Genomic DNA, 22,212 nt, shown 5'->3' with positions numbered 1-22,212 from the left:
AGTGATGGGCTTTTTTTAGTAATATTTTTTAAACCGACCTTATCAAAGGAGTTATAATTTACAAGAGCATAAGCAGTTGCACATTATGAACCACTACTAGCAGAAGATGTTGCTGCAGATGAAGCAGCAATCGTTGCCATCATGGCTGCCTGTTGTGCTTGTATGAGGACTTCTATCATTGTTTGTAAACCTGTGTTGGTAGCTTTACTTTCCTCACCTTTCTGACTTACGAACAGTTGAATAGCAATAAGAATATTTGTATCTGTATGCCAACGGAACAATTTATCCCCCTGCAATTTTTCAATAAATGCTCGAATAGAATGAATCTCTTTTTCTCCGTCCTCGAGTAACGCTAGTAGCCCGATAGCTGGGTAATGCATCTGTTTTACTTTTACCTTTTCTTGCTTTAACAAATTCCATATATTTGTGCATTTTGCAACTAATAGTTCTTCCCTGACCTCCTTCTTTAATGAAAGAATATGACTCAAGAATTGAAGATCATTCCCTTTACGCAAACCAGCTGTCGCTAGTTTCTGATAAAGACGTTCCACTCGGTCTATAAGTGTTTCTACATGCTCTGATTGTCCTGCTAATAAAACTGCGAGCGGATAATCATTTGTACTTGTAAGAAAGAGATGATCCTTTTTCATGCGTTTATATACTTGCATCGAACGCTGAATGTGCGCGCCATGCTGTTCATCTTCTTCTGTCAAAAGCACAGCTGCTGCGAGATAAGTAAATATACTCCGGCTAAAGCCACCAGTGACCAATTGTTCATATAAATCTAAAAACGTCCGAAAAGCTTTCTTGTAATCTGTAAAGTGAATATCTAATGTTGCGGCCACTACAAAACGATGATAAGACTTTAAGTATGAAAACATCCCTACCTGATTCTTAATATAACTACTAATTTCTAAAAAACGTCCGAGATCAAACAATCTATCACTACCTGCATACATAGCAGCAATCATCATTCCTGTTCGAGAATCACTCGTTTTCCATTTTAGTTCTCCCTTTAACTGTACATATGTATGTTTATATTGCTCCAACTTTTTCTCTAATGTAATCATAGTATTCACCCCTATTTCTAGTTCTTCTCTATCATTATACGTATATTCCATATTTAGGAATACTATAATTAATAATCACCACATAAAAAATTATAAAATTCTCTAATCCTTCAAGAAGTTATACAAAAAAGGTAGATAATAATTTATCTACCTTTTTTGTATATATTATTTAACATTACAACTGTATTGCTTGTTATATGCAATTAAGACTAAAGAGCTTTAATAATACGTTCCATCGCCTTCATTTGCCCAATATGATCAGCTTCATGATAAAGCATCATACCGTAAAGCTCCCCTACTGTTTCCAATCCTAGGAATGGCTCTGGCAGTTTATTTTCAAATGCTTCTGCTGGAATTTCGTTAATACGTTTTGCTTGTTCTTTTAATTGAGCCGTTAACACTTCTAACGATGGTCCTTCTGTCGTCCATTTAGATGGTCTTGATCCATATCCAAACATACCTGGATATTCAGTTGGCAATTGTTTAAATTCTCTTCCGAACATGAAAGTCTCTGCTGCTGTTAACACGTGTCCAATATGCCAACGAATTGTATTGTTAAAACCCTCTGGCTGCGTATCCACAGTTTTATCATCTAACGTTTCCATAAATTTAAGTAACGCCCCGCGCGTTATTTCAAATTGTTTTAAACCCACTAGTCTATTCATTTTATCGTTCCCCTTCTTGATGTACAATTTATTATGAACTAAGAATGTTCAACTTATTAAAGTTTCACCTTGTTTAATCTATCAGAAACAAATAAGAAATACATCTAATATGCTTATTAAAAATAATAAAAAGGTTCACTCCTCGTAAATATAGAATTACTTACTATGTTAATAAAAGAGGAGTGTACTTGCATGTTACATATTTTAAAACAACAATATAATCTTATTAGTGCTACAAGAGAAACTCTATTTTCGTTTTTGGAAGAAATCCCAGTAGAAAAATTACATAGCACAGTTTCTAATTTCGGAAGCGATAGCATTATAAAGACTCATATTCATGTAGCCGATTGCTATCGATACTGGCTTGGATCATTCGCATTCAAGCAAAAAAGAGCAGATTTTTCATTTGCTAGCGATTACGAAATTGAGCATGCAGATGTGGAAAAAGTTCGCGCTAGATTTAAGTTAGTAGATGAGACTGTACAACGTTTTTTAGATGAATACAATGACCGTTGGCTCGAAAATATAGCAAATGAAGTGAAATGGCAAAAAGAACCTTGGAGCACAACTCCGCTATGGCTTTTAACTCATACGGAGACGCATGAATTTCACCATAAAGGACAAATTGTATCTATGGCTCGTCACCTTGGATATACTCCTCCTGATACAGACCTTAGTTAATACATTCGTGTTCATTTAAAAGCGGAATGAGCAGCAAGAATAATAGTATGATCAAAAAACTCGTTGATACATTTTGTTGTGTATAAAACTTTTATTATTTGTTTTAGGTATACCATACCATTATAAAATTCATGTAACATCGAATTAAGATTCATATTTTTTATGTAACTCATTGAAGAAAGTTTAAGTATTTATACATTCAATTACTAACTAAAGGAGAAAATTATAATGAGATTAGAGAGCGAAAGAATTTATTTAAGGCCTCTTTGTCAGCTAGATGCTCCTATTATATTAGAAAGTACAATGGATGATGAAATAAGATATATGACTGGAACTAAGTCCACTTTTTCATTGGAGCAAATTACGAAACATATAGATCATATAAATAATGATTCAAGTCGCTATGATTTCGCTATTTGTTTACAAAGTACTGACGAGATGATTGGAGAGTTGTCGATTTTAGATATCGATGAGGAGAACAAAAGAGCAGGATTCAGAATATCAATGATTTCAATAGCATTAACAGGACAAGGCTATGGAACTGAAGCTATTAAAATAGTTTTAAGTTTTGCTTTTGAACAACTATCATTAAATCGTTTACAGTTAGAAGTATTTAGCCATAATTTACGCGGAATTAAAGCTTATGAAAAAGTTGGTTTTGTAAAAGAAGGAACCTTACGTCAATCTTTATTTTATAACGATACATACTCAGATGAAATTATTATGGCCATACTTAAAAGCGATTATATAGACAGACCTTTGTAAATGGATGTACTTAATCTATTAAACAATTTTAAAGAACCTTACCACAATAAAATGCAGTAAGGCTCTTTCTTTTTTTATATCAAATAACAGCTCTTAAAACGTGTATAATCGTATCAATACCAAATAGTCTCCGCATAATTATATGCATCACTATTCGGAATGGCATGTTTCCCTTGTGCTTGTGCCTTTCTTGGATCTAAATCATATACCATTGGCGTATAGCATGATGTTTGCCCTTTATTTACAACACCATTTCCTCCAGCACTTCCGCAAGTGTATGCCTTTCCATCTGTTTTTCTAACAATCCTTGCATCAGCTTCGTTATTATAAACTGCCAGGCGAGTTACAGTAACTTTTGCCCACGCTGTCTTACACGTCGTGCTAAATTTTAATTCCACATAAGAATTTGAATCAATCCACTTCTTTTCTTTCGTTACTGCGGATTGATCACAGCTATTATAATAAGGACTTTTCCCATCATATGAATGGTCTTCTGCGTATGCTTTATCATTGTTGGTCGTACTAAACACACTAGTTACGATGAGCAATGCCAGACAAAGACATGCGCTTACCTTTTTAAAAAGCTTCATAGAATTCCACTCCTTTATTAATAACGTCCAGTTTTCCCGTAGCCGTTATTAATCGTCACCGCTTCGGCATCAGCTGTATAACCAAAATCAGCAGTTAAATCAAACACCATTCCTGTATACGTACTCGTTTGTCCTGTTTTTATTGCTCCATTGCCACTATTAGAGTCTACTGATTTTTGGAATACACCATTTTTATATTTATTAATAACAGCGTAAGCATATACCCCTCCAGAAACAGAAGGAGCTGGTTGATCTAAAACAAGCTTAGACCATGCTGCATGACATTTATTACTGTAACGTAAATACACTGTTCCTACTTTTTTACTACCTTCATAAACTGCTGTAGACTTTGCATTAAATCCATCTGCATCACACGTCGTACTTCCCCCGTATACTTTCGTTGTTGCTGGATTTTTCCCGTCATAATAACTACTTAAATCAGTAGCTGCAAATGTACTTCCTTGGAAACTAAATAATACACCTATACTTGCCGCACTTAACACGCATACTTTCATTAACTTTTTAAACATTTTAAATTCCCCCTCAAAATGATTATATATACTAAAGACAACCTATACTGTTATGTAAGCCCTCCTTTCACGCTTCCTAGATGCATCTTACAGAAACGAATAAATGTTGTAAATTCCCTTATGATTATTGGAATATACGAAGAATTTTACTTATCCTTGTAAGAAAAAAGTTGAGAAATACAAATTTTATAGCATCCTTTATTTAAAACATAAAAGAACCGATACTTGTTATATTCAAGCATCGGTTCTTTATACAAAATTGCCATTGTTTCTTTTATATAAAATAAATATTTCTCCACTTAATCCGTTGTAAAAAACTCCCTCGTTACATCAATAAATTGTCGCAGTGGCACTGTCATCCATTTGTCTTTATGCCAAGCGATTTGCGTATAAATCGGAGAGATTGTTTCGTTTAACATCAACTCCTTTAACGTCCCTTCCCGTATATCTTTTTCTACTACTATCGCTGGTAAAACGGCTATACCTAAATCTGCAATAACACATTGTTTAATTGCTTCAACACTAACAAATTCAATTTTATTTGCTGGATATACATCTTCCCAGCGAAATAGCTCTTCAAATAAAGTCCGATACGAGCAGCCTAATTCTGTTAGTAAAAGTGTTTCACTCTCTAAATCTTTTATAGAAACTGAAGGTTGTTCAAGTAAACGATGCGTAGGAGCAGCTACTACTTTTAATTCTTCTTTCATAAGTGGTTCCACATGTAAAACATCTTCTGTTTTACATTCGTCCAAAATAAATGCAAGATCTACTTTCCCCTCCATCAATTGTTCCTTCGCATCTTTATTGGAGTGTGCTGGTTTAAATATAAGTTTTATTTGAGGAAATTGTGCTTTAAACTTCTTTAATATAGAAGGCAGTCTGTATGTACATTGACTTTCTTGTGCACCAATTATTAACGTACCTGCTATTTCTTCATCATCTTTCACAGCCATTTTCGCTTCGTTACTGAGTGCAATCATCTTGTCGGCATATAGTTGAAACTTCCTACCTGCTTCAGTTAAGAAAAGACGTTTCCCTAATCTCTCAAATAGTGGTGTACCGAGCTCAGCCTCTAATGTTTTAATTTGTGCTGTAACGCTCGATTGGGCAAAGTTTAATTTCTTCGCAGTTTGTGTAAAGTTCAAAGTATGTGCCGCTACTTTAAATGTAATTAACTGTTTTATTTCCATTTATCATCCCTCTTTTCAATCGATATTTCCGATTGATTCCATCGAAATAATCCTCTTTGTCTATTGATATTTGTATTGTATGATAAAGAACATCTATAAACAATATAAATGGAGGTATTCCATATGAAAGCACTTTGTTTCGAAACATTCGGAGACGCTAATGTTCTACACTATAAAGAAATACACGATCCAACCATAAACCCAAATGAAATTCTAGTACGCACGAAAGCAATCGGATTAAACTTCGCTGATATTTATAGACGCCGCGGCGATTATCATCTTGCTGGCAATCCGCCTTATGTATTAGGTTATGAAGGAGCTGGAATTGTTGAAAAAGTAGGAGCTGACGTTACTACTATCAACCTAGGAGACCGTATTGCATTTGCGGACGTCCCATTTGCAAATGCAGAACTAGTTGCCGTTCCATCTGAAAAAGTAATCCCACTACCAGATTCTATTTCTTTTGAAACAGCCGCTTCTGTCTTATTACAAGGATTAACTGCACATTATTTAACGCACGATAGCTATCAACTAAAACAAGGTGATATAGCTTTAGTACACGCTGCAGCTGGTGGCGTCGGTCAACTTCTTATTCAAATGATTAAACTACAGGGCGGAACAGTAATTGGTCTTACATCATCAAAAGAGAAAGCAAAGATAGCTACATTAGCTGGTGCCGATCACGTATTTTTATATAACGAAGAATGGCATACGAAAGTACTTGAAATGACTAATGGAACTGGAGTAAATGTTGTGTATGAATCAGTAGGTTCTACATTAGGGGAAAGTTTTAACGCTACTAAAATTGGCGGTACTGTCGTATTCTACGGAATGGCTGGTGGTAATCCTGCTCCAGTTGATCCACGTATGCTTATGGATACTTCAAAAACTTTAACTGGCGGAGACCTTTGGAACGTTCTTACCACTTATGAAGAACGTAAGCAGCGCTCTACTCAATTATTCGATTGGGTCACTAGTGGAAAAGTAAACATCGCGAGTCCTACTACATTCGCCTTACAAGATGGTGCTCTTGCACATAAATTATTAGAGAGCAGAAAAAGTACTGGGAAGATTTTATTGATTCCATAATCGTTCCAATAAGAAAAGGAAGCTAGATTTCTCTACCTTCCTTTTCTTATATCTATTGGAGATTTAATTATATTTCAACACTTTCTTTCCCTTTTGCAACGTAACTCATATCTCCAACAGACTCGACTGTGTATGTTCCATCTTGATATACAATTTTCGTCACACTAGCATTTTCCACTCCAAGTTTTGTTTTGCTACTGTCTAACATTTCTATTAAGGTAGTAATCAAAAGCCCATGAACGACAACTAAAACGTTACCGCCACCATTTCCAGCAGCTTCTTCACTAATTTTATCTATCTCTGTTTTTATACGAGTAGAAAATAAGTCCCAATCTTCCGCCTGTTTTGTAGGATCTGCTACTCTAATAAGATTAATCACTTCTTGAATAGAAAACTTCATAAGTTCTTCTGGTGATGCAACGCCTGCAGCTTTTCCAACCACATCCCACATATTCTCAAGTTTTTCACCTTCAAAAATACCGAAATTTAATTCTCGCAAATCTTTTCTTTGCTCAAGTTTTAATTTTGATTGCTCACTATATTTTAATACTAAATTAGCAGTTTCAATCGCTCGGCCGCTATCACTACTATACGCATTCATAAAATGAATATCTTTTAATCCTGTTCCTAAATTTGTGGCAACTTCAACACCTTTTTCTACTAATGGAGAATCAGCCCAACCTTGCGCGCGATGATTCGTATTTAATATTGTTTTACCGTGTCTTGTAACATATAACGTAACTGCATTCTCATTGCTATCTGTTTCTCGCTTATTCATTTCATTCTCTCCCTTTACGTTTCTATATCAATTTTACCACCTCAATTATTCATTGAGCAAAATATACGTCAGTAGATCCGCTTAATAAAAAAAGCTATCTTTCTGTATATCCATACAAAAAGATAGCATCTTTTATGATTACATTTCTTAACCGTTACTCCTACTCAGCAAAAGCACTCGAATATTGTACAATTCCTTCTACACCTAGAAGAGCATTTTCTGTTAATTCCTTTATCATAAATACCTCTTCAGGCACTTCAAACGGTGCTTTTACATTCCACTCACTTGCTTTCTTAAAACCAAATTTCGGGTAGTACTCTGGATGTCCTAATACTACAACTGATCCGTATCCAAGTTCTTTCGCTTTTTCTAAAGCAGCCGTAATCAGTTTTCCACCAATTCCTTTCTTCTGATGGCCCCTAGCAACTGAAACTGGTGCAAGTGCTAACGATTCTACAGAAGTTCCACATTGTTCTATTGTAATTTTCGATAACATAATGTGACCAACTATATCTTCATCTACCGCAACAATTGATAACTCCGGAACAAACGCGTCACATTCTCTAATACGTTTTACAAGTTCATGTTCTGTTTTATCACTAAATTCTTCCTTTAAAAATGCTTCTTTTACGACTTCTTCTGTTTTTCTATAATCATTTTTTTGTTCTTGTCTAATCGTTACCATTTTAACTTATCCTCTATTCTTTCTTATTTCTTTTTGAATTTTACGAAGTGCTTTTTTCGATCCGCGCTCAATATCGTGTTGCATTTTTCTTTCTTTATAATCAACAAATAGTGTATTTAAATCGTATCCTTCTGGATATAACTCCTTCGCTGCTACTTCTAAAGTAATACGTTTCACATTTACTTCAACGAATTCACCGTTATAATATACAACAACGTTATAAAAATTATCTTTTTCCTTATAGATGATACCAAAATCATCATGATCCAATAAATTAACACGATCTCCGATTTTGTACTCATAATGAGATTCTCTTTTTTCTTGTACAAATTTCGGTTTTCTAATTTTACTTTCATTCACTTTTTCTAAAGCGTACTCTTTATTTCCCATATACTCTTTCGCTCTTTTCAGCACATGTTCTTTTACGCTCATTTTATTCGCAATCCAAAGTGCATTACTTTCTCCTGATTTTCCGATAACTAATTTATAAAGCGGATCTAACGTTTCACTATTAAATTGCATCGCTGCATTCATAAAGTCATCGTGCATTTCTGAGAATCGTTTAATTTCTCCGTAATGCGTACTCGCAACGGTAATACATCCTGCAAGGTACAACTCTTCTAAAATAGATATTGCAAGTGCTGCACCTTCATTCGGTTCTGTACCGCTCCCTATTTCATCAAATAAAAGTAACGTATTATTATTTGACATCCTCATAATCTCAGAAAGATTTTTCATATGAGATGAAAATGTACTTAGTGCGTTTTCGATACTTTGATTATCACCAATATCTACAAATACATTTTCAAAAATAGCGATTTCTGTCCCTTTATCTCCTGCAATATGAAGACCTGACATTGTAGCTAATGTTAACAATCCAATTGTTTTTAACACAATTGTCTTTCCGCCCGCATTCGGCCCTGTAATAATTAAACTACGATACTCTTGACCAATTTTAAAATGTAACGGTACAACTTGCCCTGTTAAAAGCGGATGCTTACAATTCACTAAATGAATGTAGCCATGATCGTTTAACTTCGGTTCTATTCCGTCAATCGATTTACTAAACTTCGCTTTCGCAAATACCATATCATACTGACTAATTAGCTCCATGTTAATCTTTATACTATAAATGTTTTCTAACACCATTCCTGATAAAGTCGCTAAAATCTGATACTCTTCAACCGCTTCTTCTGCTTTCAAACCTGCTAATTCTGCATTCAATTTCGTAACCGTATGCGGTTCTATAAATACAGTAGAACCTTTTGCCGAGGCTTCAATAATACTTCCAGCAACTTGATTTTTATAGGAAGATTTAATTGGAATCGTATAACGGTCATCCTTTTTACTAATAAAGAATTCCTGAATGAATTTCTTATTTGCACTACTATTTAAAAACTTCGTTAAACGTTCTTTTATTTTCCCATCTACAGAATCGATATTATTTCGAATTCGTTTTAACTCTTTACTTGCAGCTGCATCAATACTATTTCCTTTAATTGAAAAGTTAATTTCCTCTTCAATACTTTTATATTCAGTCATTGAATTTGCATAAGAAGCTAATACTGGTGCAAAAAATTCTTTATCTAACATAAACTTTTTAATCTTTCTACATCCACGTAAAAAGTCTGAAACACTCACTAATTCTTCTGGATCTAAAATCATACCTTTTTCTAATTTTTGAATTGTACTAGCAATATTAGAAATGCCGAAGAAAGGAACATGCCCTTCTGCATCTAATATAGCTCGTGCTTCTGTCGTTTCATTCAACCGATTTCTCACTACTTTTATACTCGTACTCGGCTCTAATTTGTTTAATAATTCCTTACCTAATCCACTTACACAATAAGATTTCACTATATCCTTTAATTCGTTATATTGTAACTTTTCAAAAGTCATCGTATTCATTTTGTTTCTCCTCACTATGATTGATTTTTATCATAAATGAAGATACCTACTCATTAGATTCCAATGAGTCATATATAAAATTCCATAATTATACAATAAAAACATATACAAAAAAGCTGCGGGGATACCGCAGCTTTTACATTTACAAGGCATGTGTAATAACGTATGAGGAAATAAGCCATAAAAAATAGATGGCAGTCCCTTATTACACGCTTTATAAAGTATTGTAGGTATCTTCATAGGTTTTGAAATAAATGCATGACAAAATTAGGGGTATGATGTACATAAAAATCCCCTGGTCTTATCCGATTTATTTCATTAAATTTTTCCTATTTAATACCTACCGCACTCACAAAAAGCACCTCTCATTAATTTATATTATAGTCATTGAAATCTAATTTATTGAAATCATCATACTATATGTTACGTGAGAAGTAAAGGTGTCATACTTTTATAACTATACAGAATGTAAAAAGGAAGAGGAAAACTTATATTTCAGTCTACCTCTTCTTTTTCATCACCAAATTATTGTTGAACATATATGGAAACTGATCCTCCACTTACTTGGAACTGCCCCCATCCGTCCTTATTAATTGTTACAGTATTTGTTTGATTACCCGTAATATCGTACCATACTTCCCCTGCGTTATTCTTTCCAACATCCATCCACTTCGCCCCTCCTGGTCCATCAGAGATTAATGTTGCTAAACCAGAATTAGCATGTACACTATCACCTTCTCTTGTCCAGCCAATCACATCTGGATGATCAAAATAATCACGTTGCGTACCATATGCAAAGTTTTTTCGTGCCGTCAAAATCGGATCAATTTTGTCCTTTAACGCTGGAATTTCATAGTTACTATTTCCTTTTGTACCATAGTAATCACCATAGAAAACAGAAGGATACCCCTCTGCACGCGTTAAAATAAATGCATATGCCAGCGGTTTGAACCAAGGGCTCACTACAGATTCCAATGACTGACCAGGCTGTGAATCATGATTTTCAACTAGAGTAACCGCAAGTGTAGGATGATTCGCAACTACCGTTCCTTTTAAAATATTTCTCATATCATAATTTCCATTTCCTGTTGAAGCATAATGAAAATTATAATGAAGTGGTGCATCGAACACAGATTGATTATAATTAACCTTTGCTAAATAATTATTTAAAGTCTGGATATCATTTTGCCAATATTCAGCTACTGTAAACATTTCTTTCCCTGTTTGCTGTCTAACGTGATTTACCCAATCGCGCAAATATTCATGATCAATATGTTTAACAGCATCTAAACGAAAACCATCTAAATTTAATTCATTCGCATACCACGTTCCCCATTTTTTCATTTCATTCGCAACATCTGGATGATCAAAATCAAGATCCGCATACATCAAATAATCATAATTCCCATTCTCGCTAGACACTTCCCAGTCCCATGCTTTACCTATGCCCCTAAATTTATAAATTCGGTTTAATTTCCTTCCTTCATCCCAATCCGTTCCGTCAAAATGATACCATTTCCATTTGAAATTAGAATAAGAATCTCCACGCCCTGGAAAGTTAAATCCCGTCCACGCACTAATTTCATAATCACCTGATACTTCATTATTTCGATTGCTCGGGTCTACCTCAACTGCTGTGACAGTTTCTGTATAATCAGCCCCACCTTTATGATTCATAACTACATCACCGTATACATCGATGTTTTTCTTATGTAAAGCGTCAATTGCAGATTTCAATTGTGCTTTCGTCCCATATTTCGTCCGCACTGTGCCCTTTTGATTGAATTCCCCCAGATCATATAAATCATATGCTCCATATCCTACGTCATTTTGCATAGTTCCTTTATATGCAGGTGGTATCCAAACAGATGTAATTCCTTTTTCCGCTAAATTTTCAGCATCATTACGCAAACGATTCCAATGATTCCCATCATTCGGAGAATACCACTCAAAATACTGCATTAACGTTCCATTGTTAACTGTGTCTGCATATGCCTTACTCCCCTCATATATACTAGGTAAAAACATAACAACTGACAATCCGACTATTGTTATTCTTTTAAACATCTGTACACCATCCCCTTCCAAGAAAACGTTTGCATAGTTTATCAGAATTATTATAATATTCGTCCCACCGTTAGTAAAGTAGCAATCTCTCACTCTCCCATATTATTTTTAATCTAATTTCAAATATTCAACGTAGTTTTCATTTCACATCCTATTCAAGATTGTTTACAATTTACCTATAAAAGCATAACGGAGGGATTTCGATGACAGACTTTCAAAAACAATTTTTCGCACGATTACATATAGAAGAAAAAGACACAGTTTCATTTGAAGATTTATCTAACATTATGTACGCAATGGCACAAACTGTTCCTTTTGAAAACTTAAATATTCTCGAAAATAATTTTAAAGAAATATCAAAAGAAAATTTGAAAGAGAAAATTTTAGTAAATAACCGTGGCGGTCTCTGTTATGAACTCAATCCTACTATGTATTACTTCCTGAAAGATTCTGGATTCGATGTTCACCTCGTTTCAGGAACAGTTTATAACGCTGCAAACTCCATATGGGCTGTTGATTCTGGCCATATCGCAACCGTTTTAACACATCATAATGAACTTTATTTAATTGAAGTAGGATTCGGATCATACTTACCTCTTGCCCCTGTCCCTTTCTCAGGTGAAGTCATTCACTCTGTTACAGGAGATTATCGTATTCGTAAAGAAATGACCGAAAAGGGAAACTACATTTTAGAGATGCGGAAAAACAATGAGTTCTTGGATCAATCTTCTGCTGATGATTGGACGTTAGGCTATGCATTTTATATAGAAGAAGTGGATGAAGAAAAAGCAAATATAGCACAAAAAATTATCGTTGAACATGAAGGATCACCCTTTAATAAAGTACCTCTTATTGTAAAACTAACTGAAGATGGGCATGCCTCTTTAACGAAAGATAGCCTTACAGTAGCGAAAAATGGTAAAAAAACGAAAGAAACCGTTACAGACATGCAATATACAAACCTTTTACATTCAAAATTCGGAATTACACTATAAGTATGTAAGCCTTGTTATTTTAGCAAGGCTTTTCAATTTTCAGCAGGGATTTTTTGCAATTTGTTGTATTTCATAGTTATATAGAAATATAACTACATGTTTAGAAAGGAAATGATTATGACAGAACTTAAAGATCGATTACAAGTAGCTGATATAGAAAAATGGGATTTAACAGACATTTACCATACAATTGAAGATTGGGAAAGTGATTTTCATAAAATTGAAGTATTAACGAAGGAATTACACGAGTTTAATGGCAATATTCACAATGGCAATAGTTTATTAGCTTATTTAACGAAGAGTGAAGAAATTTCTAGCATAATATCTTTAATGTTCGCTTATGCACGATTACAATCTGACCTTGATACACGCGATACTGACGCGCAATCTCTTGTCGATAAAGTATCACAATTACACGTGAAAGTAAGTGCAGCGAAATCTTTCTTTTCCCCCTTCTTACTTAGCATAGACGAAAACACATTACATTCTTATATAGAAGATACAGAAGGCTTACAATATTATAAAGAAGACTTATTTGAATTATATCGTTATAAAAAACACGTATTGAATAAGGACCAAGAAGCAATTTTATCACAAATGGGTGAAGCTCTTTCTTCTCCACAGCACACATTTGGTATGTTAAATAATGCAGATATATTATTTGGTGAAGTGACGACTGACGATGGAGAAAAAGTGAACTTAACACGCGGAATGTATGCAAAGTTAATAGAAGATACGAATCGTGAAAAGCGTAAAGAAGCTTATAAAGCATATTACAAACCATATGTTCAGTTAAAGAATTCCATCGCATCTACTTTATCCGCTGCTATTAAAAATAATGTTACTGTTTCGAAATTAAGAAACTATCCATCAGCGCTAGAGAAATCATTATTTGGCGATATGGTTCCGAAAGAAGTATACGAAAACCTAATTGATACAACGAAAAAAAACATTCAAACATTACATACATACAATGAAATTCGAAAAGAAAAATTAAACGTAGATGAACTAAGACAATACGACTTAGGCGTCGATTTAGTAGAAGGTGCAAAACAAGACATCCCATATAGTGAAGCATTTGACATTATGATTGCATCACTAGCTCCTTTAGGAGAAGAATATATTGAGACATTAAAAAGTTTTAAAGATAAAAGATATATAGACGTAAGAGAAACACCAGGAAAACGTTCTGGTGCTTATAACTTTGGTGTATACGGCGTTCATCCTTTCATTCTTTTAAATCATCACGATGATTTAAACAGCCTGTTCACTCTTACTCATGAATGCGGTCACGGTATGCATACGCACTATTCACATGGATACCAACCAAGAATTTCTGCACATTATTCTATCTTTGTCGCAGAAGTCGCTTCTACAGTAAATGAAGTGTTATTAATTCACTATTTATTAAAAGAAGCAAAAGATACGGACGTGCGTAACCATTTAATTAACCATTTTATTGAGAAATTTAAAGGTACTTTCTTTACACAAATTATGTTTGCAGAATTTGAAAAAATCACACATGAAATGGCTGAACAAGGTAAACCATTAAATTCACAAGTCTTCAGTGAAATTTATGAAAAGCTATTTAAAGAATATAACGGTGATTCACTTGTATTTGATGAAGAAGTAAAATACGGATGGGCTAGAATCCCTCATTTCTATCGCCCGTTTTACGTATACAAATATGCAACTGGATTCGCATCTGCCATTCAAATCGCTGATAAACTATTAAGTGATGATCCGAATGCTCAGAAAAATTATATTGAATTCCTGAAAGGTGGAAGTTCTGACTATCCACTAAACCTATTGAAAAAAGCTGGTGTTGATTTAACTACGCCAGAACCGATTGAAAGTGCATTGAAACAATTCACTCAACTTGTTGAGGAGTTTTCAACATTATAAAAAGCATGCAGAGTATATGCTCTGCATGCTTTTTATTTGAATTACTCTATTCTATATGCTGCTGCGTCACACAATGAATCATACCACCGTATGCATACAATTCGTTAACATATATACCGACAATTCTTCTCCCTGGAAATTGACCTTCAATGATTTGAAGCCCTAATTTATCATGTTCATCACCGTATATAGGTACCAATACAACTTCATTACCAATGTAAAAATTTAAGTACGATCCTTTACAATCTGCTTCTTTTACCAATTTTCTTGTTACTGGTACTGGAATGAGCTGAAATGGCTTGCCATCTATATTTCTTGCTTGTCGCAATTCTTGATAATGCTTTTCGTACGCCTCCAAAAGATATGACTCTCCTTCACCGAAAGGATCATATTCATACAATATCGTATTTTCATTTACAAACCGTGCCGCGCCATCAATATGATAATCTGTATCTTCATCATAATTATCCTCTCCGCGTATACCAGTTATCCATATAAAATTCGTTACTCCTAAATATTTCGTTAACTCCATTTCAATTTCTTTCTGACTTAGTGTAGGATTTCGATTTTCATTTATAATAGACGTTTCCGCCGCCATTAAGGTCCCGTTTCCGTTTATCTCAATTCCCCCGCCCTCTAAACAGACACTAGATTCAACTTTTGGAATGCGATACATTTCACTTATTTTATTCGGAATATTAGCGTCGTTTTCGTACGGATATTTATTTCCCCAACCATTAAATATCCAGTGCGTTAGATAGCGGTTCCCTTCTTTATCTTTTACAAAGATTGGTCCGTTATCTCTTATCCAAATATCATCAGTTTCTTGAATTAAGAAATCAATTTTATTCATATTCACGTTAGCTTCCATTAACTTCGATTGGACATGTATTTTTTCTTCTTCATCACATACAACAATATGGACATTTTCTCCATAGTGAAGCTCCTTTGCCATCGATATCCAAATATCATCTAACTTAGCTCTGTAACCTTCACCCCTATGTGTTTTATCATGTGGCCATTGGAGCCATGTACCTTCATGTTTCTCCCATTCCGCAGGCATATAATACAAACTATTTTCTATATTTCTCATACGTGTTCACCCCTTATATGAATGTATGTCCAGTCTATACTTTGACATCGTGTTAAGGTCAACAGGAATATATTCATTTACTTGTAGCAACTTTATAAGGTGACTCTTTATTTCTCCTTGTGATACACTACTTCTCCTTGTAAAACCGTCACTAAAACTTTCGCATTCGGAATCTTATCGGCACTCATTTTAGTAATATCTTCATTTAGTAATACCATATCAGCTGATTTGCCTACTTCAATCGAACCTGTAATGTTATCAAGACCTAGCGCTTTAGCTGGCTTAATTGTATAGGCATCAATAGCTGCGTATACATCAGACAAGCCCTTTTCATCAATGCTTAATGCATTTGAAATCGTCACAAGTGGATTCAGTTCGTTTACATCCCAATCACTACTAAGTGATACATTCGCACCGGTTTTCCAAATTCGCCCTAACGGCATAATTCGTTTCATTTGCTGATTTGTAAAATACGTACTTGCCCAGCTTTGTTTTGGATCTTCCGCAAAATCATGACCTACTTGAAAATCAGCGCTAATACCTAACTTAGCAAAACGATCTATATCACTATCTTCTACCATTTCCACATGCGTAAGTGTATAAGGCTGGTTTGCACCTTCTTTTTTCACTGCTTCAATCGCATTTAAACTCTCTCTTACCCCAGCATCTCCAATTGTATGAATAAGTGCACCGTAACCAATTTTATTTAATTCGGTTAACCACCATTTCATTTTTTCTTCTGGAATATAATTCAACCCATACGGAGTTCCTGTAAACCATTCAAATTTATATTTTTCTAGTGTTTTAGCAGTGCTATTAATACTAATTCCATCACTATACATTTTCACTTGATTAATAAGCATACGGGATGACACATCATCACGCTTAATTTTTTTGAAATACTCCATTTGTTCTGCTTCGTTTAAATTTGGATATACCCATGGTCGAAGTACTACGCGTGACGTTAGCTTTTTTTCGTCATTTACTTTATTCCAAACGTCTAACCAGCCTCGCTTCCAATAAAGACGTCCATCACCAACTGTAGTAATACCATTCTTTGCAACCTCATCTAAACCGTCTAATAAACCTTCATAATTTTTTTCAAACAGATTTGGTTGAGAATTCCATGCTTTTTCCATCACGATATCTCCTGCTGTATCATAAAGAATACCAAACGGTTCTCCTGTCTCGGAATCCCGAATAATCCTTCCACCTTGTGGATCTTTTGTATCTTTATTTATTCCAGCTAACTCGAGTGCCTTTGAATTAACCCATACAGAATGGGAGGTTCTTTCCATAATTAATACTGGATTATTAGGAAATAACTCATCAAGAACTTGTAATGGGGTTTGTTGCTCTGATTTTTCGTCCATATCTTTTAACAACGCTTCCAAACTGAACCCCGTTCCACTTATCCATTCGCCATCTTTCACACCTTTTTTACAAGCCTTTAAATACGAGCGTTGTTTTTGCAGAGAAGCATCTGGTGAGACACTACAATTTCCTGCTGCTGGTGATTTTGCTTCAAATATATGATTATGATTGTCCACAAAACCAGGAAGGATAAAACGTCCTTGTAAATCCACCACTTTCGTATCTTCATTTATAAATTCCTCTACATCCTTGTTTGAACCAACAAATATAATTTTCCCCTCTTTAACGGCTACAGCCTCTACGATGTCTTGCTTTTCATTTGAAGTATAGATTGTACCATTTTTAAACACTACATTTTTAGGTAGCTGATTAGGTAGAACAGCGCTACCACTCTCACCTTCTCCTACTCCAGCAGTACATGCGGAAATCCATACCATACTTAGAACGAGACAAATAATCATGATTGTTCTTCTCATATTCTCTCTCCTTTTTATTATGATAAATTGCTTTCATACATAGAATAAGGATTGACATAATGTTAATGTCAATCCTTATTCTCATTCTATTTTCGTAACTAAAAAACAAATTTGTGTCACATACTCTTCTGCTAAACAATCACATTCAGGTCCCTTTATATAAACCTCATATGGCGAATTAATTATCACATACCCATTTCTTTCAATCCATTCTTCTAACGCTATATAAGCGTAACCTATATAGTCGTAACTTCCATAATGCATAGTAGTAACGATATGATGTGGACTTAGTTGTTTCATTTCATACTCTTGTGCTACGTCTTCATCATTCCCCTGCATAACCGGGATTCTTAATTCAATATCACTGTTACTTGGAATATATTCTTCATCATAAAAGACTGTAGATGGTGAACCGACTATTTGAAAATTATTTTTTTGTACCTCTTCATATAAGTCATAAAAATAATCATCCATATCATCTATATCTATTTTTACTCTTTGAGTAATTATCGTTACTTCATTCCTCATTCCCATTAATATATCGTAATTTCTATGACGAGCAATATTTAGACTACTATTCACCTTTACCATTTCATTCATTTCTGAAATAACCTGTAAATTTTGCTTCACTTCATGAGACAACTCGATAATTTGTGATTGTATATGTTGAACAAACGAATCTTGATCTGATGACTGCAAAACAATTTTAATTTTTGGAAGAGGAAATTTATACTCCCTTAACTTTTTGATTTTCAACGCTACTTCCAGCTGCTCTTGTTCATAATATCTATACCCATTAACCGGATTCACATATGCCGGTTTTAATATCTCCTCTTTGTCATAATGTCTTAACATCCGCGTACTCATTTTACAAATCCGAGAAAACTCAGCGATGGTATACATATCAATACTCCTTGAATAGATTTTCTTTTCATTACTTATTTATTAAAACCAATCAAAAATCTTCTTCATTGAAAAATCTTCATTCTGATTTTTTAATCTTCTCATTTTTGAAGGTAACAAATGGCTTGGACAATACCACGTTAAACAATTCATTGCGCCTCCCATTGTTGATATTTCTCCTACATGAATTTGAATAACTTGCTTCTCCGTATACTGTTGAATATATCGTAAAACTTCCTCATCTTTAGCTAGTCCAAACTTAGGAACATAAAGAGCATCACATGATTCTAACATATTTATATACAACCCTTTTGCTGATGCTATCTCTTGATCATATTGTCCTTTCTCTGTATATGATGAAGGAACAACTATAAATTCAGCTTCTGGCATTTGTTCTTGAATAATCTCTTGAACACTATATCTAAATTCATGATCCCCTAAAAAATCACTAATAAACATTGTATGTTCATCAATAAATTTAACCATTCCGTCTGCGTGTGCTAGTACATCCCCTTCTTCAGCAGGAATAATAATAACTCGGCTCACATCTAAATCCCATTCTAACTGCTCAATAATTTCCTCTTCTGTCCAATCATCGTTATCATCAAATATACGTTCTGTTAATATTACGGTATCTTTTTTATTCCAAATAAGATTACCACCATCTAATATTAATGGGGATTTCACATATTCAAAGTCATTCTTTTTCAACCATTTATTAAACTGTTGATCTAAATATCGCCCTTGATCATCTGGCAAATAATTTGGTCGATATTTAAATTTAACTAGATGATTTGTGACAACCGGTGCAACATCTCTTAGCCAAATATCATCATACTCAAAACAGCTCGTATGAAAGTCTTGTTCTTCAACAGATAAAGATATAAGTTGATCCGCAATTGATTTCTTTTCATTTAAACATTCATTAAAGTAAATCAAGTCTTCATAAAATGGTTGATAATATTCATTCGATTCATCTGGTATTGCAGTAAAAATAATTCCATTATGTTTTTGTTCCATATTATTTACCTCGCTTTTTAATAGTAGTTACATAATTGATTTCACAAAGCCAACTAATCCTCAATTCATGTCTTTTTTATTCCAACTCATGCAACATGTACATTTCATGAATGGATTATAGCATGGAGGAATATTATATATTTATATAAAAAATATAAAGCTGACGTTAAGCCTTAAATTGACTCTTGACAAGTTTTTAAATAACCTATTTTAAAACAACAATAAATGATTTTTTTATCAAGATTCAAACCCATTACTTCTAATAGATCATTTTGATTATATAGATTCACCAAATGCGCTTCTACTCCTATACAAATTCCTTCTAGCGGAAGATCATTTGGATCCTGACCAAAGGGATCTTCAATTTCAACCCCTATTGCTTCAATACCTATGAATGCAAAACTTATAAATGTAAACTATTTTGATTATTGTAATGAATCATATTTACAAAAACCTCTTTCTCTATTAACCTTTTATTCTTTTAAATCATGAAAGTATACAATTAAATAATAGAATCATAAACCCTATCATTATGAGGCTGGTTAAGATTATTTCTTTCAATACCGTTACTCCTTTTTTGCAAAAAGATAAAATATCTTATTTAATCCAACAACAAATGTCACTATTCTAAATCCCGACGCATCATTTTAGAATTCGCAATGAACAATGCACTAATTAATACAAAGATTGCACAGGCATATAACAATAAATCTAACGGACTATCGTGATCTATAATGATGAGACGCACAATAGCTGTTATACCTATATATATAAAATATCGTAATGGAAAATGAAAATTCATTTGAAAATACTTTATAATCATTACGATGAATTCAAAGTACAGAAAGAATACGACGATACTATCAATTAAATGATAACTCGATTCATTACCATCCAATTTCAGTTCTTGTATAAACTGAATGACTTCTTTCATAAGAAACACACTTAGAATAAACCCTAAGCAAATTAAAGCTACATTTAAAATGTACTGTAAAACGATAGGGAAATACGAGAACACTATTTTAAAATTTTTTAACACAAACATTTTTCTCCTTTACCATATAAAACGAAAAGTGAATATACACTATAATTCTTTTATCATTATATTTAAATTTTATTATTATAAATAATAAGGAACGACAAAATAGGTAATAAGATTCCACCTATTTTGTCTATATAGCAGAACAACGAAATTACAATCAATTACTTCAATGCAATGGGTTGTTGTTGTGTCACACAATGAATCATACCGCCGTTTTTATACAACTCTCTCACATCAATACCGACTACTTTACGATCTGGGTATAACTTCTGAATCGTATCGTTTGCAATTTTATCATTCGGATCATTATAATTAGGCACTAATACAACTGTATTTCCGATATAATAATTGATATACGACCCCTTATAATCGAGAGTTTTTCCATTTTCTAAAGCAACCTTTTCTTTACTAAGCGGCAAGTATTCATACTTATATTTCTGTCCTGAAGCATTTTTTGCATCTAACAATGTATCCATATCTTTATTAGATAAACCCCATTCGGCTAGGTCATCTTCTTTCATCGTTACAATGGTAGATTTATTATGGAATTTAGCAAATCCATCAATATGAAAGTCCGTAATATCTAAATTAGGTACTCCGTCTAACCAAATAAAGTTTGATACCCCAAGGTCACTTATATATTTTTCAATTTCCTTTTCTGATAAATCAGGATTTCTATTTTTATTCGTTACTGCACTTCGAGTTAATAAAGCAGTCCCATTGCTGTCTAATTCAATTGCGCCGCCTTCAAGGACAAATTTCCCCCAATCAACTCTTTCAATTCCTGATTGTTTACTAACATTCTTACGTATTTGAGCATCATTTTTATAAGGTGTTTTCTTCCCCCAACCATTAAATGCTGAATCTAATATTTTGAGATTTTTATTGCTGTCATAAACAAAAATTGGTCCACTGTCCCTTGCCCATACATCATCAGTAGGCGCGATAAAGAAATCAATCTTCTCCATATTTAACCCTTCATCTGTTAAAAGGTTATTGATTCTTTCTTTTTCTTCCTGGTCATATGCAACAATGTGGACTTTCTCACCCTCAGTTAAAGCACTTGCCATCTTAACCCAAATAGGTTCAACTTCCTTCTTATACTCTTCACCATATGTGTATTCATGTGGCCATTGCAGCCATGTACCTTCATGTTTATCTTTTTCATCTGGCATCGTATATTTCCCAGCATTTTTCTGTACCTCTACTTTTTCCCCTTCTTTCCCTTTAACATTTTCATTGTTACCCTCAAAAGAGCATCCACTAATAATTGTTGTAGATAATGTAGCTATTAAACAAAACTTTATTGCTTTTTTCATTTTTTCAACCTCCTGTTCTTGTCTCCAATAATATAAAGCTTCACATAGTGTGAAGCTCAAGCTT

Annotated in this window: 20 protein-coding genes and 1 pseudogene; 5 read left to right on the top strand and 16 right to left on the bottom strand. The window is 33.8% G+C overall.

Annotation, left to right across the window (positions count from 1 at the left end; all coding sequences use genetic code 11):
• Positions 1-83: 83 nt before the first annotated feature.
• Both ACZDYH_RS06080 and ACZDYH_RS06075 read right to left on the bottom strand, forming a co-directional pair.
• Entirely contained in the window at positions 84-1,121 is a 1,038-nt protein-coding gene (locus tag ACZDYH_RS06080; RefSeq protein WP_474885894.1) for a DUF4003 domain-containing protein, read from the bottom strand.
• Between the two features lie 158 nt (positions 1,122-1,279).
• Positions 1,280-1,735, bottom strand: coding sequence for a DinB family protein (locus tag ACZDYH_RS06075; RefSeq protein WP_001081123.1), 456 nt, complete (start codon positions 1,733-1,735; stop codon positions 1,280-1,282).
• A 192-nt stretch (positions 1,736-1,927) separates the two neighbouring features.
• Here ACZDYH_RS06075 and ACZDYH_RS06070 point away from each other — a divergent pair, with 192 nt between their 5' ends.
• A complete protein-coding gene (locus tag ACZDYH_RS06070; protein WP_434712475.1) occupies positions 1,928-2,416 on the top strand; it encodes a DinB family protein in 489 nt (162 codons plus the stop codon).
• A gap of 228 nt (positions 2,417-2,644) precedes the next feature.
• Positions 2,645-3,181, top strand: a complete 537-nt coding sequence (locus ACZDYH_RS06065; protein WP_086388730.1) for a GNAT family N-acetyltransferase — start codon at positions 2,645-2,647, stop codon at positions 3,179-3,181.
• Between the two features lie 113 nt (positions 3,182-3,294).
• Here the strand turns inward: ACZDYH_RS06065 and ACZDYH_RS06060 are convergent, their stop codons facing one another.
• The 3 genes from ACZDYH_RS06060 to ACZDYH_RS06050 form a co-directional block, all read right to left on the bottom strand.
• Positions 3,295-3,771 carry a DUF2690 domain-containing protein gene (locus tag ACZDYH_RS06060; RefSeq protein ID WP_434712476.1) on the bottom strand — a complete coding sequence of 159 codons (477 nt, stop codon included), beginning with the start codon at positions 3,769-3,771 and terminating at the stop codon, positions 3,295-3,297.
• A 17-nt stretch (positions 3,772-3,788) separates the two neighbouring features.
• Complete coding sequence (locus ACZDYH_RS06055) at positions 3,789-4,301, bottom strand: DUF2690 domain-containing protein (protein ID WP_044307094.1); 513 nt, start codon at positions 4,299-4,301, stop codon at positions 3,789-3,791.
• Positions 4,302-4,600: 299 nt separating this feature from the next.
• The gene (locus tag ACZDYH_RS06050; protein WP_072939218.1) at positions 4,601-5,494 is read right to left on the bottom strand and encodes a LysR family transcriptional regulator; all 894 of its coding nucleotides are present in this window, start codon (positions 5,492-5,494) and stop codon (positions 4,601-4,603) included.
• A 123-nt stretch (positions 5,495-5,617) separates the two neighbouring features.
• Here ACZDYH_RS06050 and ACZDYH_RS06045 point away from each other — a divergent pair, with 123 nt between their 5' ends.
• Positions 5,618-6,583, top strand: coding sequence for a quinone oxidoreductase family protein (locus tag ACZDYH_RS06045; RefSeq protein WP_434712478.1), 966 nt, complete (start codon positions 5,618-5,620; stop codon positions 6,581-6,583).
• A gap of 67 nt (positions 6,584-6,650) precedes the next feature.
• Here the strand turns inward: ACZDYH_RS06045 and ACZDYH_RS06040 are convergent, their stop codons facing one another.
• The 4 genes from ACZDYH_RS06040 to amyS all read right to left on the bottom strand — a co-directional run bounded on the left by ACZDYH_RS06040 (position 6,651) and on the right by amyS (position 12,021).
• Positions 6,651-7,361: a histidine phosphatase family protein gene (locus ACZDYH_RS06040; RefSeq protein WP_025708871.1), complete on the bottom strand. Its 711-nt coding sequence runs from the start codon at positions 7,359-7,361 to the stop codon at positions 6,651-6,653.
• A 160-nt stretch (positions 7,362-7,521) separates the two neighbouring features.
• Positions 7,522-8,046 carry a GNAT family N-acetyltransferase gene (locus tag ACZDYH_RS06035; protein WP_006925380.1) on the bottom strand — a complete coding sequence of 175 codons (525 nt, stop codon included), beginning with the start codon at positions 8,044-8,046 and terminating at the stop codon, positions 7,522-7,524.
• A gap of 6 nt (positions 8,047-8,052) precedes the next feature.
• Positions 8,053-9,954 (bottom strand): endonuclease MutS2, encoded by a 1,902-nt coding sequence (locus ACZDYH_RS06030; protein WP_197323944.1) that lies wholly within the window; start codon positions 9,952-9,954, stop codon positions 8,053-8,055.
• 525 nt (positions 9,955-10,479) lie between these two features.
• Positions 10,480-12,021, bottom strand: coding sequence for an alpha-amylase (gene amyS / locus ACZDYH_RS06025; RefSeq protein WP_434712480.1), 1,542 nt, complete (start codon positions 12,019-12,021; stop codon positions 10,480-10,482).
• A 203-nt stretch (positions 12,022-12,224) separates the two neighbouring features.
• Here amyS and ACZDYH_RS06020 point away from each other — a divergent pair, with 203 nt between their 5' ends.
• Complete coding sequence (locus ACZDYH_RS06020) at positions 12,225-13,016, top strand: arylamine N-acetyltransferase family protein (RefSeq protein ID WP_434712482.1); 792 nt, start codon at positions 12,225-12,227, stop codon at positions 13,014-13,016.
• 117 nt (positions 13,017-13,133) lie between these two features.
• On the top strand, positions 13,134-14,921 hold the full coding sequence (gene pepF, locus ACZDYH_RS06015) for an oligoendopeptidase F (protein ID WP_074619268.1): 1,788 nt from the start codon (positions 13,134-13,136) through the stop codon (positions 14,919-14,921).
• A 46-nt stretch (positions 14,922-14,967) separates the two neighbouring features.
• Here the strand turns inward: pepF and ACZDYH_RS06010 are convergent, their stop codons facing one another.
• The 7 genes and pseudogenes from ACZDYH_RS06010 to ACZDYH_RS05980 all read right to left on the bottom strand — a co-directional run bounded on the left by ACZDYH_RS06010 (position 14,968) and on the right by ACZDYH_RS05980 (position 22,148).
• Positions 14,968-16,014, bottom strand: a complete 1,047-nt coding sequence (locus ACZDYH_RS06010; RefSeq protein ID WP_001244205.1) for an agmatine deiminase family protein — start codon at positions 16,012-16,014, stop codon at positions 14,968-14,970.
• 107 nt (positions 16,015-16,121) lie between these two features.
• Positions 16,122-17,864, bottom strand: a complete 1,743-nt coding sequence (locus tag ACZDYH_RS06005; RefSeq protein WP_001254971.1) for an amidohydrolase — start codon at positions 17,862-17,864, stop codon at positions 16,122-16,124.
• A gap of 81 nt (positions 17,865-17,945) precedes the next feature.
• On the bottom strand, positions 17,946-18,767 hold the full coding sequence (locus ACZDYH_RS06000; RefSeq protein ID WP_098955404.1) for a MerR family transcriptional regulator: 822 nt from the start codon (positions 18,765-18,767) through the stop codon (positions 17,946-17,948).
• A 42-nt stretch (positions 18,768-18,809) separates the two neighbouring features.
• Positions 18,810-19,787: an agmatine deiminase family protein gene (locus tag ACZDYH_RS05995; protein WP_000435519.1), complete on the bottom strand. Its 978-nt coding sequence runs from the start codon at positions 19,785-19,787 to the stop codon at positions 18,810-18,812.
• A 173-nt stretch (positions 19,788-19,960) separates the two neighbouring features.
• Positions 19,961-20,200 (bottom strand): annotated as a pseudogene (locus ACZDYH_RS05990) (hypothetical protein); the annotation flags it as partial.
• Between the two features lie 209 nt (positions 20,201-20,409).
• Positions 20,410-20,826, bottom strand: coding sequence for a phosphate-starvation-inducible protein PsiE (psiE, locus tag ACZDYH_RS05985; RefSeq protein WP_000916566.1), 417 nt, complete (start codon positions 20,824-20,826; stop codon positions 20,410-20,412).
• 164 nt (positions 20,827-20,990) lie between these two features.
• Positions 20,991-22,148 carry an agmatine deiminase family protein gene (locus tag ACZDYH_RS05980; RefSeq protein WP_434712487.1) on the bottom strand — a complete coding sequence of 386 codons (1,158 nt, stop codon included), beginning with the start codon at positions 22,146-22,148 and terminating at the stop codon, positions 20,991-20,993.
• Between the last annotated feature and the right edge of the window lie 64 nt (positions 22,149-22,212).

Source organism: Bacillus sp. EB V-12 (assembly GCF_056158125.1).
This window is presented reverse-complemented; position numbering and strand designations above follow the sequence as displayed.

What these genes read in the sequence shown, in the direction of transcription:
- ACZDYH_RS05980 (WP_434712487.1), bottom strand. Translation starts at nt 22,148, where the DNA reads ATGAAAAAAGCAATAAAGTTTTGTTTAATAGCTACATTATCTACAACA.
- ACZDYH_RS05995 (WP_000435519.1), bottom strand. Translation starts at nt 19,787, where the DNA reads ATGGAACAAAAACATAATGGAATTATTTTTACTGCAATACCAGATGAA.
- pepF (WP_074619268.1), top strand. Translation starts at nt 13,134, where the DNA reads ATGACAGAACTTAAAGATCGATTACAAGTAGCTGATATAGAAAAATGG.
- ACZDYH_RS06050 (WP_072939218.1), bottom strand. Translation starts at nt 5,494, where the DNA reads ATGGAAATAAAACAGTTAATTACATTTAAAGTAGCGGCACATACTTTG.
- ACZDYH_RS06060 (WP_434712476.1), bottom strand. Translation starts at nt 3,771, where the DNA reads ATGAAGCTTTTTAAAAAGGTAAGCGCATGTCTTTGTCTGGCATTGCTC.
- ACZDYH_RS06080 (WP_474885894.1), bottom strand. Translation starts at nt 1,121, where the DNA reads ATGGAATATACGTATAATGATAGAGAAGAACTAGAAATAGGGGTGAAT.
- amyS (WP_434712480.1), bottom strand. Translation starts at nt 12,021, where the DNA reads ATGTTTAAAAGAATAACAATAGTCGGATTGTCAGTTGTTATGTTTTTA.
- ACZDYH_RS06075 (WP_001081123.1), bottom strand. Translation starts at nt 1,735, where the DNA reads ATGAATAGACTAGTGGGTTTAAAACAATTTGAAATAACGCGCGGGGCG.
- ACZDYH_RS06010 (WP_001244205.1), bottom strand. Translation starts at nt 16,014, where the DNA reads ATGAGAAATATAGAAAATAGTTTGTATTATATGCCTGCGGAATGGGAG.
- ACZDYH_RS06035 (WP_006925380.1), bottom strand. Translation starts at nt 8,046, where the DNA reads ATGGTAACGATTAGACAAGAACAAAAAAATGATTATAGAAAAACAGAA.
- ACZDYH_RS06000 (WP_098955404.1), bottom strand. Translation starts at nt 18,767, where the DNA reads ATGTATACCATCGCTGAGTTTTCTCGGATTTGTAAAATGAGTACGCGG.
- ACZDYH_RS06070 (WP_434712475.1), top strand. Translation starts at nt 1,928, where the DNA reads ATGTTACATATTTTAAAACAACAATATAATCTTATTAGTGCTACAAGA.
- ACZDYH_RS06065 (WP_086388730.1), top strand. Translation starts at nt 2,645, where the DNA reads ATGAGATTAGAGAGCGAAAGAATTTATTTAAGGCCTCTTTGTCAGCTA.
- ACZDYH_RS06040 (WP_025708871.1), bottom strand. Translation starts at nt 7,361, where the DNA reads ATGAATAAGCGAGAAACAGATAGCAATGAGAATGCAGTTACGTTATAT.
- ACZDYH_RS06020 (WP_434712482.1), top strand. Translation starts at nt 12,225, where the DNA reads ATGACAGACTTTCAAAAACAATTTTTCGCACGATTACATATAGAAGAA.
- ACZDYH_RS06055 (WP_044307094.1), bottom strand. Translation starts at nt 4,301, where the DNA reads ATGTTTAAAAAGTTAATGAAAGTATGCGTGTTAAGTGCGGCAAGTATA.
- ACZDYH_RS06030 (WP_197323944.1), bottom strand. Translation starts at nt 9,954, where the DNA reads ATGAATACGATGACTTTTGAAAAGTTACAATATAACGAATTAAAGGAT.
- ACZDYH_RS06045 (WP_434712478.1), top strand. Translation starts at nt 5,618, where the DNA reads ATGAAAGCACTTTGTTTCGAAACATTCGGAGACGCTAATGTTCTACAC.
- ACZDYH_RS06005 (WP_001254971.1), bottom strand. Translation starts at nt 17,864, where the DNA reads ATGAGAAGAACAATCATGATTATTTGTCTCGTTCTAAGTATGGTATGG.